Annotated in this window: 6 protein-coding genes; all 6 read left to right on the top strand. The window is 77.0% G+C overall.

Annotated elements, in window-relative coordinates:
- Window positions 1-128: 128 nt before the first annotated feature.
- The 6 genes from AC07D6_RS24110 (at window position 129) to AC07D6_RS24085 (ending at window position 14,275) form a co-directional block, all read left to right on the top strand.
- Entirely contained in the window at window positions 129-2,513 is a 2,385-nt protein-coding gene (locus AC07D6_RS24110) for a lantibiotic dehydratase (RefSeq protein WP_479047655.1), read from the top strand.
- Entirely contained in the window at window positions 2,513-4,015 is a 1,503-nt protein-coding gene (locus AC07D6_RS24105) for an amino acid adenylation domain-containing protein (RefSeq protein WP_479047554.1), read from the top strand. The genes AC07D6_RS24110 and AC07D6_RS24105 overlap by 1 nt, the downstream gene beginning before the upstream one ends.
- Window positions 4,016-4,035: 20 nt before the next feature.
- On the top strand, window positions 4,036-5,064 hold the full coding sequence (locus tag AC07D6_RS24100) for a threonine ammonia-lyase (RefSeq protein WP_479047552.1): 1,029 nt from the start codon (window positions 4,036-4,038) through the stop codon (window positions 5,062-5,064).
- Window positions 5,061-5,330, top strand: coding sequence for an acyl carrier protein (locus tag AC07D6_RS24095; RefSeq protein ID WP_479047550.1), 270 nt, complete (start codon window positions 5,061-5,063; stop codon window positions 5,328-5,330). Before AC07D6_RS24100 ends, AC07D6_RS24095 begins: the two co-directional genes overlap by 4 nt.
- Before the next feature lie 5 nt (window positions 5,331-5,335).
- Entirely contained in the window at window positions 5,336-7,711 is a 2,376-nt protein-coding gene (locus AC07D6_RS24090) for a lantibiotic dehydratase (RefSeq protein ID WP_479047548.1), read from the top strand.
- 243 nt (window positions 7,712-7,954) lie between these two features.
- On the top strand, window positions 7,955-14,275 hold the full coding sequence (locus AC07D6_RS24085) for an amino acid adenylation domain-containing protein (RefSeq protein ID WP_479047545.1): 6,321 nt from the start codon (window positions 7,955-7,957) through the stop codon (window positions 14,273-14,275).
- Window positions 14,276-14,316 lie beyond the last annotated feature (41 nt).

Below are 14,316 nucleotides of genomic sequence, written 5' to 3'. Positions count from 1 at the left end.
CAGCAGCTCCGGCGGTGTGCCGTGCGGCTCCTTCCCTGGTGGGCGCGTGCGGTGGCGCGGCAGTGTCTGCGGGGCCACGAGTCAGGCCCAGCCGTCCCTCCCTCGGAAGGAGTTCCGCCATGCCGGACATGCCGGAGACCGTTCACCTGCCCGTCGGGGGGTGGCGCCTGTGGGAGCACTTCGCACTGCGGGGGCCCGGCTTCCCGGCCGAGGGCGTGCTGCGGCTGGCGCCGCCGGGCCTCGCCGAGGCGGCGGACAAGTTCGCGGCGGGCGGCCAGCCGGCCGGCCCCGAGTGGCAGGCGTTCACGGAGGACTTCGACGAGGGCGCCGTACGCACGGCGCGGCTGCTCCAGGAGATCGCCGCGAGCCCCCGCTTCCGGGCGGCGGTCGCGTGGCAGAACCCGGCCGTGCTGCGCACCGGAGTGGCGCCGTTCCTGGCGTGGACGCCGACGGTGGCCGGACGCACCAGCATGCCCCGGCAGCGCGAGGAACTGGTCGCCCACTACTGGCAGCGGTTCTGCGTGAAGAACGACACGATCGGCTTCTTCGGCCCCGTCGGCTGGGGCCGCTGGGACCTCGCCCGCGACGACGTGGCCGTCGACCCCGGTACCGGGTTCCTCGCCGACTCGCGGGTGTACTTCTCCAGTTGGGCGATCGACGCCCTCGCCCGCACGCTCGACGCCGACCCGGCGCTGCGGGCGTGGATACCGCCGCGCCGCGTCCCGTTCGTACGGGTCGAGGACGGCGCGGTGCGCGTGCCGGGCCGTCGGCCGCAGCCGGTGGCGGAGCCCGACCGGGTGGTGCTGGGGCTGTGCGACGGGACGCGGACGGTCGCGGAGATCGCCGCGGCGGCGGGACTGGCCGCGGAGGAAGCGGAACGGTCCGTACGGGCGCTGGTGGCCGCGCGGTGGGTGCACTGGAGGCTGGAGGTCCCCTCCAGCACGTACCCGGAGCGGGAACTGCGGTCGATCCTCGAACGGATCGGTGACCCGGCGGTCCGCGAACCGGCCCTGGAGCGGCTGGCCGTGCTGGAGCGGGGCCGCGACGCGGTCCGGGCGGCCGGGACCGACGCCGAGGCCCTGACCTGGGCGCTCGGCGAGCTGGAGGCGGACTTCGCGGCGCTCACCGCCACGGAGGCGCAGCGCGCGAAGGGCGCGAGGACGGCGCCGTGCCGGGGGCTGGTGTACTCCGACTGCCGGCGGTCGGCGACGGCCGTGCTCGGCAGGTCCCTGCTCGGCGAACTCACCCCGCTCGCCCTGTGCCTGACGGCGGCCCGGTGGATGACGAACAGGGTCGCCGAGCGGATCCGGGGCCGTCTCCGCCCGCTGTACGAACGGCTCGCCGCGGAGGCGGACGGGGGCCGGGTGGACCTGGCGGCCCTGTGGCTGGCGTGCCTGCCGTCGCCGCACCCGAAGGCGGAGGAGGACATCGCCGCCGTACAGGCGGAGCTGCGGGCGAAGTGGGCGCGGATCCTCGACGTGCCGGAGGGGGCGCGCCGGGTGCGGCTGTCGTCGGACGCCCTCGCCGGGCGGGTCATGGCCGCGTTCGACGAGCCGGGCTCGGGCTGGTCGCTGGCCCGGTACTTCAGCCCGGACGTGCTCGTCCTCGCCGAGGACGCGGACGCGGTGGCCCGCGGCGACTTCGAGCTGCTGCTGGGCGAGATGCACTGCGCGCTGAACACGATGGGCGCGTCGCTCTTCGTCCACCAGCACCCCGACCGGGACGCCCTCGTGGCCGAGACGTCCCGCGACTTCCCCGGGCCCCGGCTGCTGCCCGTGCTGCCCAAGGAGCTGCCGCTCAAGTGGTCCACCCGCAGCAGGCCCTCCCTGGAGCGGCCGGAGGACTACCACGTGGCGCTCGTGGACCACACCGGCGACCCGCTTCGGCAGCGCACGGTGCTCGCCGCGGACGTGGCGGTGGAGGACCGGGGCGGCGAGCTGGTCGCGGTCCTGCCGGACGGTGCCGTGTTCGACCTGCTCGACGTGTACGCCAACACCCTCACGCAGCGGGTGATGGACCGCTTCACGCTGCGGCCCGAGGGCGACCACACGCCGCGCATCACCCTCGACCGGATGGTCGTGGCGCGCGAGACGTGGACGCTGCCGGTGGCGGACATGGGCTTCCGCGAGGAGAAGTCGGAGGCGAAGCGGTTCGTGCGGGCCCGCGCGTGGGCGCGGGAGCGGGACCTCCCGCGGTTCGTGTTCGTCGTGTCGCCGACCGAGCCGAGGCCGTTCTACGTGGACTTCGACAGTCCCGTCTACGTCAACATCCTCGCCAAGGCCGCGCGCAGGCTCGCCCGGCAGGACGCCGGGGCGCGGCTGGTGGTCAGCGAGATGCTGCCCACCCCCGAGCAGGCGTGGCTGACGGACGACGAGGGCCGTACGTACACCTCCGAGCTGCGGTTCGTCGCGGTCGACCAGACGGCCGCCGGCCGGGCGGCGGACGACCGGGCGGCGGACGACCCGGCGGCGGACGACCGGGCGGCGGACGGTCGCACGGAAGGGGACGTGTGATGCGGACCTTCGTCGACGAGATCGCCGCGCACGCCGCGCGCGAGCCGGGCCGGGTCGCGGTGACGACCCCGGGCGGTGAGCTGACCTACGCCGAACTGATCGCCCGCGTCGACGCCCTGGCCGGGGTGCTCGCCGCCCGCGGCGCCCGCGCCGAGACCGTGTGCGCGGTGGCCGTGGCGCGCGGCGTGGACGCGGTGGTCGCCGTGGCCGCGGCCGTGCGGTGCGGGGCGGCCTTCCTGACCCTCGACGTGGAGCAGCCGCCCCGGCGGCTGGCCGCGCTCGTCCGCAGCGGCGGCGCGGACCTGCTGGTCACCACCGCGGCCCTCGCCGACCGCCTCCAACTGCCGGTGCCCGGTCGGCCCGTGCTCCTGGACCGCCCGGAGGCCGGTGCGGGCGGGACGCCGCCGGCGGGGCCGCCGGACGGGCGGGCCCTGGCGTACGTCAGCCACACGTCCGGCTCGACCGGCGAGCCGAGCCCGGTGCTGGTGGAGCACCGCGGACTCGACTCCTACCTGCGGTTCGTCGTGCGGGACTTCGGCCTGGGCCCCGGGACGGTGGCGCTCCAGGTGGCGCCGCTCGGGTACGACGCGTCGGTGCGGGACACGTTCGCGCCGCTGCTCGCGGGCGGGCGGCTGGTCGTGGTGGACCGGTCCGCGGTGCTGCGGCCCGAGGAGTTCGGCGCGGTCGTGCGCAAGTACGGGGTGAACGCGCTGCTGAGCGTGACGCCGTCGTTCCTGGCGTTCCTGGCGGGCCGGCCGGAGGGGGCGCGGCTGACGGAGGGGGTGGAGCTGGTGGTGAGCAGCGGGGAGTCGCTGCGCCCGTTCCTGGCCGCGGGCGGCCGGTCGCTGGTCGGGGGCCGTCTCGTCAACCAGTACGGGCCGACGGAGTGCACGATGACCTCGACCCGGTACGACGTGCCGGCCGATCCGGTGACCGACGCCGACGTCGTCGGGACGCCGATCGACGGGGTGGTGGTCCGGCTCCTCGACGAGGACCTGCGGCCCGTGCCGGAGGGCGGGACGGGCGAGGTGTGCATCGGCGGGGCCGGGGTCGCCCGCGGGTACCGGGGCCTTCCCGCCCGTACGGCGGAGTGCTTCGTACCGGACCCGTCGGGGCCGCCGGGGGCGCGGCTGTACCGGACCGGCGACCTGGCCAGGAGCGGTCCCGGCGGGTTGCACCTGCTGGGGCGGCGCGACCGGCAGGTGAAGATCCGCGGCCACCGGGTCGACCCCGCCGAGGTCGAGGGCGCGCTGCTGGCGCACCCCGGCGTCACCGGGGCGGTCGTCACCCCCGCCGAGGACGACCTGGGACGGGTGTTCCTCGTCGCGCACGTCACCGGCGAGCTGGAGGGCACCGGTGACGGGGCGCTGCGCGCGCACCTCGCGGCGACCCTGCCGCCGCACCTGATGCCGCGCCGGTTCGTCCGGTTGGCCGAACTGCCCACGACGCGGAGCGGCAAGGCCGACCGGCGGGCCCTCGCGGACGCGGCGGGCCGGTCATGAGGGCGGCCGGAGGCGGGCCGGTGCCCGCCGACGTGGAACGCGCGGCCCGCCGCATCGCCCCGTACGCCCGGCGCACCCCGCTGCTTCCGGGGCTGCCGGCCCAGGGGCGGCGGCGGAGCGGCTGGGGGCTGCTGCTGAAGGCCGAGCACCTCCAGCGCAGCGGGTCGTTCAAGCTGCGCGGGGCCGCCAACGCGGTGCTGGCGCTGGGGGCGCGCGGCATCGTCACCGGTTCGTCGGGCAACCACGGGATCGCCCTGGCGCGGCTGGCCGCGCCGATGGGGGTGCGGGTGACCGTGGTGCTGGCCGCCGGGACGAGTCCGGCCAAGGCCGCCCGTATCCGCGCCCTGGGCGGGCGGACGGTGAGCGTGCGGGGCGGCGTCGCGGAGCGCGAGGAGCGGGCCCGGGCGCTGGCCGAGGAGACCGGCGCGGTCCTCGTGCCGTCGTCGGACCACGAACTCGTCGTCGCGGGACAGGGCACGGTCGCCCGCGAGATCCTCGCCGACGTCCCCGACGTGCGGACCCTGTACGTGCCGGTCGGCGGCGGCGGGCTGCTGGCCGGGGTGTGCCTGGCCGCCCGCGACCACCCGGTGCGGATCGTGGGCGTCGAACCGGCGGGGACGCCCCGCTACGCCCGGTCCCTGGCCGTGGGCCGGCCGCTGCGGCTGCCGCCCTGCGACACCGTCGCGGACGGGCTGCGGGCGCAGGCGCCCGGGGAGGTGCCGTTCGCCGTGGTCCAAGGCCGGGTCGACGACCTGGTCGCCGTGTCCGACGCCGAGATCCTCACCGCCACCGACCGGCTGCGCCGCCTGGGCGTCGAGGCGGAGCCCAGCGGCGCCGTCGCCTTCGCGGGGGCCCTTCGCGCGGGGACCCGCCGCGAGCGGGCCGTCGCCGTCGTCTCCGGCGGCAACACCCTGGCGGCCCTCACCGCCCGGGCCGCCCCGAACGACCCGAACAACCCGAACAACCCGAACAACCCGAACGCCGCGGACCGTCCGGCTCACCGGACCGCACCGCCCCGTACCCGTCCCGAACTGGAGGAGACCCGATGAGCGAGACCACCACCCTGACCGCCGCCCCGACGACCGCCGCCGTCACCGAGCTGCTCGTCGGCATCTACCGGGACGCCCTGGGCGTGCCCGACCTGGACGAGCAGAGCGACTTCTACGAGAACGGCGGGGACTCGCTGTCCGCGTTCCAGGTGACCGCCCGGCTGCAGGACGCCCTGGACGTCGAGGTGCCGGTGTCGCTGGTCTTCGCGTACCCCACGCCGGCGGACCTCGCCGACGTCGTCCGCACCGACCTCCTCCAGGGGTGAGGGCCGTGGAGGAGGCGGACGGCGGGGGCGGCGTGCGGCTGCCCGGCGGGCGCTGGCGGCTGTGGGAGCAGTTCGCCCTGCGCGGGCCCGGCTTCCCGGCCGGGGGCGTGCTGCGGCTGGCCCCGCGGGGGCTGGCGGAGGCAGCCGACAAGTTCGCGCTGGGGGACGCACCGGACGGGGAGCCGGGCGGGGGGCTTGACAGGGAGCCGGACGGCCGGGAGTGGGCCGGGTTCGCCGGGCTGTTCGCCGAGGCGGCCGTGGAGACCGCGCACGCGCTCCAGGACATCGCGCGGACACCGGCGTTCCGGGAGGCCGTGGCGTGGCAGAACCGCCCGGTCCTCGCCTCCGGGGTGGCGCCGTTCCTGGCGTGGACGCCGACGGCGGCCGGACGCACCAGCATGCCCCGGCAGCGCGAGGAACTGGTCGCCCACTACTGGCAGCGGTTCTGCGTGAAGAACGACACGATCGGCTTCTTCGGCCCCGTCGGCTGGGGCCGCTGGGACCTCGGTGAGGCCGGTGTCGAGGTCGACCCCGGGAAGGGCCTGACCGCCTCGTCGGAGGTGTACTTCGCCGGGTGGGCGATCGACGCCCTCGCCGCGCGGATCGACGCCGACCCGGCGCTGCGGGAGTGGGTGGCGCCCCGCCGGGTGCCGTTCGTACGGGTCTCGGGCACCGAGGTGACCGTGCCGGGCCGCCCCGCGCGGACCCTCGCCCCGGAGGCGGCGGCGGTGCTCGGCCTGTGCGACGGGGTGCGGTCCGTGCGGGACATCCGCGCCGCGCTGCCCGGCGTGGACGTACCGGCCGTCCTCGCGGACCTGGTGGCCCGCCGCTGGGTCGTGTGGCGGCTGGAGGTCCCGGCCGGCGCGCACCCGGAGCGGGCACTGCGGGCCTGGCTCGAACGGGTCGGGGACGCGCCGGCGCGGCGGCGCTGGACGGCCGCGCTCGACGCGCTGGAGCACGGCCGCGACCGGGTGCGGGCCGCCGTCGGCGCCGACCGGGTGGTGGCCGCCCTGACCGAACTGGAAGGGGAGTTCGCCGCGCTCACCCGGACGGCCGCCGTGCGGGAGAAGGCGGCCGGGACGGCGCCGTGCCGGGCCGTGGTGTACGCCGACTGCCGGCGGGCGGCCACGGTCCGCGCGGGACGGGCCGTACGGGAGGCGCTGGCACCGCTGGAGCCGCTGCTCACCGGCGCGCGGTGGCTCACCTCGCACCTCGCCGGGGCGGTGATGGCCGAGGCGCGGACGGTGTACGCACGACTGGCGGCCGAAGGGCCGGTGGACCTGGCGTCGTTCTGGTTCGCCTGCATGCCGGTCCTGCACGGTACGGCGCGGGCGCGGGCGGACGCGCTCCAGCGGGAGTTCCGCGACCGGTGGGCCTCCGTCCTGGCCGTGCCGCCCGGCGCCCGCCGCGTCCACAGGTCGCTGGAGGACATCGCGGGGCCGGTGGAGGAACGGTTCGGCACCGCGCCGGGCACGGGCGCGGGCTGGACGGCGGCCCGCTACGCCAGCCCGGACGTCATGGTCGCCGCGACCGGCGCCGACGCCGTCGCGCGGGGCGACTTCCACCTGGTGCTGGGAGAGCTGCACCTGGCGGCCAACACGCTGGGCGCCTCCCTCTTCGTCCACCAGCACCCCGACCCCGGGGAGCTGGTACGGCTCACCGACCGCGACCACCCCCGGCCCCGGCTGATGCCCCTGCTGCCGAAGGAGCACCGGTCGCGGCTGTCCGCCCGCACCCGGCACGCCCTGGTCCGCCCGGACGACTACCACGTGGCGCTGGTGGACCTCACGAGCGGGGCCGGCCGGCCCCGTACGGTCCTCAGCGCGGACGTGGCGGTGACCGAGCGGGACGGGGAGCTGGTGGTGGTCCTGCCGGACGGCGCCGTGTTCGCCGCCGTGGACGTGTTCGCCCACGTGCTGACCACGCTGGCGATGGACCTGTTCCAGATCCTGCCGGAGGAGGACCACACGCCGCGCGTGACGGTGGACCGCCTCGTCGTGGCGCGGGAGACGTGGCGGCTGCCGGGGCCCGACCTGGACTTCGCGGAGGAGAAGGACGAGGCGCGGCGGTTCGTACGGGCCCGCCGGTGGCGCGCGCGACACGGGCTGCCCCGGTTCGTCTTCGTGGTGCTGCCGACCGAACCGAGGCCGTTCTACGTGGACTTCGACAGTCCCGTCTACGTCAACATCCTCGCGAAGGCGGTGCGCAGGATGGCCCGCCGGGAGCCGGACGGGCGGGTGGTCGTGACGGAGATGCTGCCGACGCCCGAACAGGCGTGGCTGGTCGACGACCAGGGGCGGGCGTACACCTCCGAGCTGCGGTTCGTGGCGGTCGACGAGACCCGGGAAGGCCGGGAGAGCCGGGAGGGCCAGGAGGGCTGAGGAGGTTCCGCGCGGTTGCGCGCACGGCGGCGCGTCCGGCCGGGTCCCGGCGGGGCGCGCCGCCGCGCGCGTCCGGGCGGCGGCGCGGGGCGCGTGCCGGCGGGGCGGGCCGCGCGGGACGCGTGCCGGCGGGGCGGGCCGCGCGGGACGGGGGGCTTCTGCGCGTGCGGCTGCGTCTTCTTCCCTACTGGGCCCGTGCCGCAGCCGGGAGGGTGGAGGAAAACCACCGCTTGGAGGCCCGCAGTGAAGGTTGGCGCAGCTGTTCGCACCGTATCGTCCGCACAGCGGAGGCTGTGGTTCCTGGACCAGCTCACCCGAGGTTCCGCCGACTCCCTGCTCCCCCTGGCGCTCCGGATCCGCGGCGCCCTCGACGTACCCGCCCTGGAACGGGCGCTGGCGGGCGTCGTGGCCCGCCACGAGGTGCTGCGGACCCGGTTCGCCACCGTGGACGGGGAGCCCGTCCCGCAGGTCGACCCGCCCGGCGGCCTCACCGTCGAACGGGTCGAGGCGGGCGGCGCCGACGAGCTGTTCGCCACGGAACTGACCCGTCCGCTCGATCTGGCGGAGGAGCCGCCGCTGCGGGCCGTGCTCGCCCGGACCGGCCCGGACGAGCACGTGCTGCTGGTCGTGGTCCACCACATCGCGGTGGACGGCTGGTCCTGGGACGTCCTGCTGCGCGAGCTGTCCGCCGGGTACCGGGGCGAGGAGGTGGCGCCGCCGCCGCTGCAGTACGCGGACTTCGCGCGGATCCGGTCGGAGCGGCTGGACGGGCCGCGCACGGAGCGCCTGCTGGGGTACTGGCGCGAGCGGCTGGCCGGGACCGCCCCGCTGGAGCTGCCCACGGACCGCCCCCGCCCCCGCTTCTGGGACGGTGCGGGCGACGTGGTCCGCTTCGACCTGCCGGCCGACCTGGTGGCCGGGGCGGACCGGCTGGCGCGCGCCCGGCGGGCGACGCGGTACATGGTGCTGCTCGCCGCGTACCAGGCGCTGCTGGGGCGGTACTCCGGCCGGTCGGACATCGCCGTGTGCACCACCCTCGCCGACCGGGGCGACCCCCGGGTGGCGGACGTGATCGGGCCGTTCGTCAACACGATCGTGCTGCGTACCGACCTGGCCGGCGACCCGTCGTTCGCGGCGCTGCTGGACCGGGTCCGCGCGGGGGCGCTGCGGGACTTCTCGCACGCCGAGGCGCCGTTCGACCGGGTCGTGCAGGCCGTGGGCGGGGCGCGCGACCTGTCGCGCCACCCGCTGGCCCAGGCGTCGTTCACGCTGCTCAACACGCAGCGCCCGCCCGTGCTGGACGGGCTGGAGGTGGAGCTGGTGGCCCCGCCGCTGCGGGGCACGCCGCTGGACGTCTTCCTGGACCTGGGGGCGCGGCCGGACGGGACGGTCGCGGCGCGGCTCCAGTACTCCACGGCCCTGTTCGACGCCGGGACGATGCACCGCTTCCGCGACGGCTACACGGAGCTGCTGCGCGCCGTGGTGGCGGCGCCGGACGCGCCGCTGAGCGGGGCGCTGGACCGGTTGGAGCCGTTGACCGGCCCCGGGCGGGCGGCCCCCGCGGGCCCCGCCCCCGAGCGGTCCGCGGCGGCGGAGCCCGCGGTCGCGGTGGCGGCCGGGCGGGCGGCACCGGCCGACGCGGCGCCGTTCGCGGTGGCGGGTGACGCCGGGGCGGTGGCCCTGGTGTGCGGGGACGAAACGGTCCGGTACGGCGAACTGGACGCCCTCACGGGCGGGATGGCCGCCGCGCTCGCCGAGGACGGGGTGCGGCCCGGCGACCGCGTCGGGGTGCTGGTGCGGCGCGGCACCGGGGCGGTCGTCGCGATGGCCGGGATCTGGCGGGCGGGCGGGGTGTACGTACCGCTCGATCCCCGACTGCCCGAGGAGCGACTGCGGTTCATGGTGGCCGAGGCCGGGGTGCGGTGCGTCGTGGGCGACGCGTCGACCGCCGGGACGGCGGCCACGCTGGGCGTGCCGGTACGGCCCGTGGAGTCCGTGCGGCCCGCCGCCGGCGCGCCGCGCCACGTCCCGGACCCCCGGGAGCTGGCGTACGTGATCTTCACCTCGGGTTCCACGGGCCGGCCCAAGGCCGTGGGCGTCGAGCACCGGGCGCTGTCCGCGCACGTGGCCGCCGCCCGCGAGGCGTTCGGCGTCACCGCCGGCGACCGGGTGCTGGCCTTCTCGTCCTTCTCCTTCGACGCCTCCCTCGACCAGCTCCTGCCCGCCCTGTCCCGGGGCGCGGCGGTGGTGATCCGCCCCGACGAGCAGTGGCACCCGGCGCGGCTCGTCGAGGAGGTCCGCCGGCACGGGATCACCGTGGTCAACCTGCCGCCCACCTACTGGGCGGAGCTGGCGCGGTCGCTCACCGGGGACGCGGCAGCCGCCCTGGCGTCGCTGCGGCTGCTGATCCTCGGCGGCGAGGCCGTTCCGCCCGGCCCGCTCGCCGCGTGGCGGGCCCGCGTCCCGCACGCGCGGGTGTGCAACGCGTACGGGCCGACGGAGACGACCGTCACGGCCACCGCGTACGACGTGCCGCCCGGTGCGAAGGACCCGGACCGGGTTCCGATCGGCAGGCCCCTCGGGGCGCGCCGGGCGTACGTGGTGGACGCCCGGGGCGGGCTCGCGGCCGTCGGCGAGACGGGCGAGCTCCTCGTGGGCGGGCCCGAACTGGCGCGCGGCTACCTGGGGCGGCCCGCGCTGACTGCGGAGCGGTTCGTACCGGATCCGTACGGCGGCGCGGGCGGGCGGCTCTACCGGACCGGTGACCTGGTGCGGCTGCGCCCGGACGGGGAGCTGGAGTTCCTGGGGCGCGTCGACGACCAGGTGAAGGTGCGGGGCTTCCGGGTGGAGCTGGGCGAGGTCGAGGCCGTGCTGCGGGAGTGCCCGGGGGTGGCGGCGGCCGCCGCGGCGGCCCGGCCCGACGCGAGCGGTGCCCTGGGCCTGGTCGGCTACGTGGTGGCGGGCCCGGAGGGCGGGGTCGGGACGGCGGCGCTGCGGGCGTGGTGCGCCGACCGGCTGCCGCACTACGCGGTGCCGTCGGACTTCGCGGTGCTGGACGCGCTGCCGGTGAACGCCTCCGGCAAGCTCGACCGGTCGGCCCTGCCCGCCGTGGAGACGGACCGCTCGGCGGGCGGCACGGCCTACGCGGCGCCGCGCGACACGACCGAGCGGGTGGTCGCGGAGATCTGGGCCGAGGTGCTGGGCGTGGAGCGCGTCGGCATCGACGACGGGTTCTTCGACCTGGGCGGGCACTCGCTGCTCGCGACGATGGCGGTGTCCCGGATCGCGGAGCGGCTGGGCCGCGAGGTGGAGCTGCGCACGCTGTTCGAGAACCCCCGGATACGGGAGTTCGGCCCGCTGGTCGGCGCGGCGCGGCGGGCGTCCGCGGGCGGCGGGGTGGTGCCGGTGGACCGGTCGGGGCCGCTGCCGATGTCGTTCGCGCAGGAACGCATGTGGTTCCTGGACCGGATGTCGGAGCGGGGCGAGGAGTACGTGTTGTGGTACTCCTGGCGGGTGCGCGGCGGGCTCGACCGCACGGCCTGGCAGGGCGCCCTCGACGACGTGGTGGCGCGGCACGAGGTGCTGCGGACGGCCCTGGTCGAGGTGGACGGGCGGCCCGCGCAGCGGGTGCGCGGCACGGTGGCGGTGCCGCTGGAGTGGCACGCGGTCGCGGCCGACGACGACGGTGCCGGGCTGCCGGAGCTGGTGCGGGAGCGTGCCGCGGCCTTCGCGACCCGCCGGTTCGACCTCGCCGCGCCGCCGCTGCTGCGCTCGGCCGTGTGGGAGTTGGCACCCGACGACCACGTCGCGGTCATCGCCTTCCACCACGCGGCCACGGACGGCTGGTCCAAGGACGTCCTGGTCGGGGAGTTGACCGCCTGCTACACGGCCCGTCTCGCCGGGCAGCGGGCGCGGCTGCCGGAACTCGCGCTCCAGTACGGCGACTTCGCGGTGTGGCAGCGCGACGCCGCGGAGGGCGGCGCGCTGGACGGGCGGCTGGAGTACTGGGAGTCGGCGCTGTCCGGGCTGGCCCCGCTGGAGCTGCCGACGGACCGGCCCCGGCCCGCCGTCTGGTCGGGGCGGGGGGCGGCGGTCGAGGTGGATCTGGCGCCGTCCCTGGCGGCGGGGCTGGACGAGCTGGCCCGCCGGCACGGGGTGACCCGGTTCGTGGTGCTGCTGGCCGTGGTGCAGATCGTGCTGTCCCGCTGGTCGGGGCAGCTCGACGTGGCGGTGGGCACGCCGGTGGCGGGGCGCTGCCAGCTCGAACTGGAGCGGCTGGTCGGGCTGTTCGTCAACACGGTGGTGCTCAGGGGCGACCTGTCGGGCGACCCGGACTTCGGGGAGTTCCTCGGCCGGGTCCGCGAGACCGTGCTGGGCGCGTTCGACCACCAGGACGTGCCGTTCGAGCGGCTGGTGGAGCGGCTGCGGCCGGAGCGCGACGCGTCCCGCAACCCGCTGTTCCAGGTGATGTTCGACGTGCAGGAGAGCCCGGTCGGCGGGCCGCGCGCCGAGGGCCTGGAGGTGGAGCCGTTCGCGCTGCCGTGGCGGTCGGCGAAGTTCGACCTGACGGCGACGTTCCTGCTGTACCCCGACCGGTTCGCGCTGAACGTCGAGTACGCGACGGACCTCTTCGACGCGGCGACGGTCACCCGTTTCGCCGGGCACGTGGGGCGGGTGCTGGAGTCGGTGCTCGCCGATCCGGACCGGCCGGTGGGGCGGCTGGAGATGCTGTCCGACGAGGAGTACGTGGAGCTGGTCGGCCCCGTGGACCCGGCCTCCGGGACGGTGGCGCGGGTGGCGCCGTACGCGGTGGCGGGCGCGCCGGAGGCGGTCGCCCTGGTGTGCGGGGAGGAGAGCCTGACGTACGGCGGGCTGGACTCCCTGGCCGGCGGCCTGGCGGGGGCGCTCGCCGCAGCCGGGGCCGGACCGGAGACGGCGGTGGGCGTGTGCCTGGGCCGGGGGCTGTGGTCCGTCGTCGCCATGGCCGCGATCTGGCGGGCGGGCGGGGTGTACGTACCGCTCGATCCCCGGCTGCCCGAGGAGCGCCTGCGGTACATGGTCGACCGCGCCGGGGTGCGGTACGTCGTCACCGACGGCGCCACGGCCCCGCTGGCCGCCGGGCTGGGCGCGCCGGTCCTGGCCGTGGAGTCGGTCCGCCCGGACCCGGACGGGCCGCGGCACGTGCCCTCGCCCCGCGAACTGGCGTGCGTCATCTTCACCTCGGGGTCCACGGGCCGGCCCAAGGCGGTCGGTGTCGAGCACCACGCCCTGGCGGCGCACGCGCTGGCCGCGCGGGAGCGGTTCGGGATCACCGCCGGGGACCGGGTGATGAACTTCGCGTCGTTCTCCTTCGACGCGTCGCTGGAGCAGGTCCTGCCCGCCCTGGGCGCCGGCGCGGCGGTGGTGATCCGCCCGGACGAGGTGTGGACGGTGGAGGAGCTGGCCGAGCGGGTCCGCGCCGAACGGGTCACCGTGATGGAGGTGACGCCGTCGTACTGGGAGGAGATCGCCGCCCGGCTCGACGCGGTCGCCGACGACCTGAAGGGGCTGCGGCTGGTCGTGACGGGCGGGGAGACGCTGCCGTCGGCGCCGCTGGCCCGGTGGTTCGCGCACCTGCCGCACGTGCCGATCCAGAACACGTACGGTCCGACCGAGTCGGTCATCTCCGCGACGTCCCGGCTGGTCACCGGACCGGTCGAGGGGCGCGTGCCGATCGGCACGGCCTGGGGGGCGCGCCGCACGTACGTGGTGGACCAGCGGGGCGAGCTGGCGCCGGTGGGCGTGCCGGGCGAACTCCTCGTCGGCGGGCCCGAGCTGGCGCGCGGCTACCTCGGCCAGCCCGCGCTCACCGCGGAGCGGTTCGTACCGGACCCCTTCGGGGGCACGGGCGGCCGGCTCTACCGGACCGGCGACATCGTGCGGCGCCTGCCGGACGGGGAGCTGGACTTCCTCGGCCGGACCGACCACCAGGTGAAGATCCGGGGCTTCCGCATCGAGCTGGGCGAGGTCGAGGCGGTGCTCGAAGCGCACCCCGGGGTGCACGCCGCCGCCGTCCTCGTCCGCGAACTGCGCGGCGACCGGGCCCTCGTCGGGTACGCGGCCGGGGACGGCCTGGACGCCGGGAGGCTCGCCGAGTGGTGCCGCGCCCAGTTGCCCGGCTACATGGTGCCGGCCGCGTTCGTCCTGCTGGACGCGTTGCCGCGCACGGTGCAGGGCAAGCTCGACACCGCCGCCCTGCCCGACCCCGAGCCGCCCGCGACGGCCGGGGCGGTGGCCCCGCGCACACCGACCGAGGTGGTGACGGCCCAGGTCTGGGCCGAGGTGCTGGGCCTCTCCCGGATCGGGGTGCACGACGACTTCTTCGTGCTGGGCGGGCACTCGCTGCGCGCCGTCGCCGTGGCGTCCCGGCTGCGGGCGGCGTTCGACTGCCCGGTCCAGGTGCGCGACCTGTTCGAGCACCCGACGGTCGAGCGGCTGGCCGTCGAGGTGGAACGGCGGCTCGTCGAGCAGATCTCGGCGATGAGCGAGGACGAGATCGACCTGTCGCTGACGGCGGACCTCTGACGCCCCTCCCCGGCGGCGGCCCACCCGCCGCCGGGGCGCCG

It is taken from the genome of Streptomyces sp. NPDC045287 (assembly GCF_056432325.1).
This window is presented reverse-complemented; position numbering and strand designations above follow the sequence as displayed.

What these genes read in the sequence shown, in the direction of transcription:
- AC07D6_RS24110 (WP_479047655.1), top strand. Translation starts at nt 129, where the DNA reads ATGCCGGAGACCGTTCACCTGCCCGTCGGGGGGTGGCGCCTGTGGGAG.
- AC07D6_RS24105 (WP_479047554.1), top strand. Translation starts at nt 2,513, where the DNA reads ATGCGGACCTTCGTCGACGAGATCGCCGCGCACGCCGCGCGCGAGCCG.
- AC07D6_RS24095 (WP_479047550.1), top strand. Translation starts at nt 5,061, where the DNA reads ATGAGCGAGACCACCACCCTGACCGCCGCCCCGACGACCGCCGCCGTC.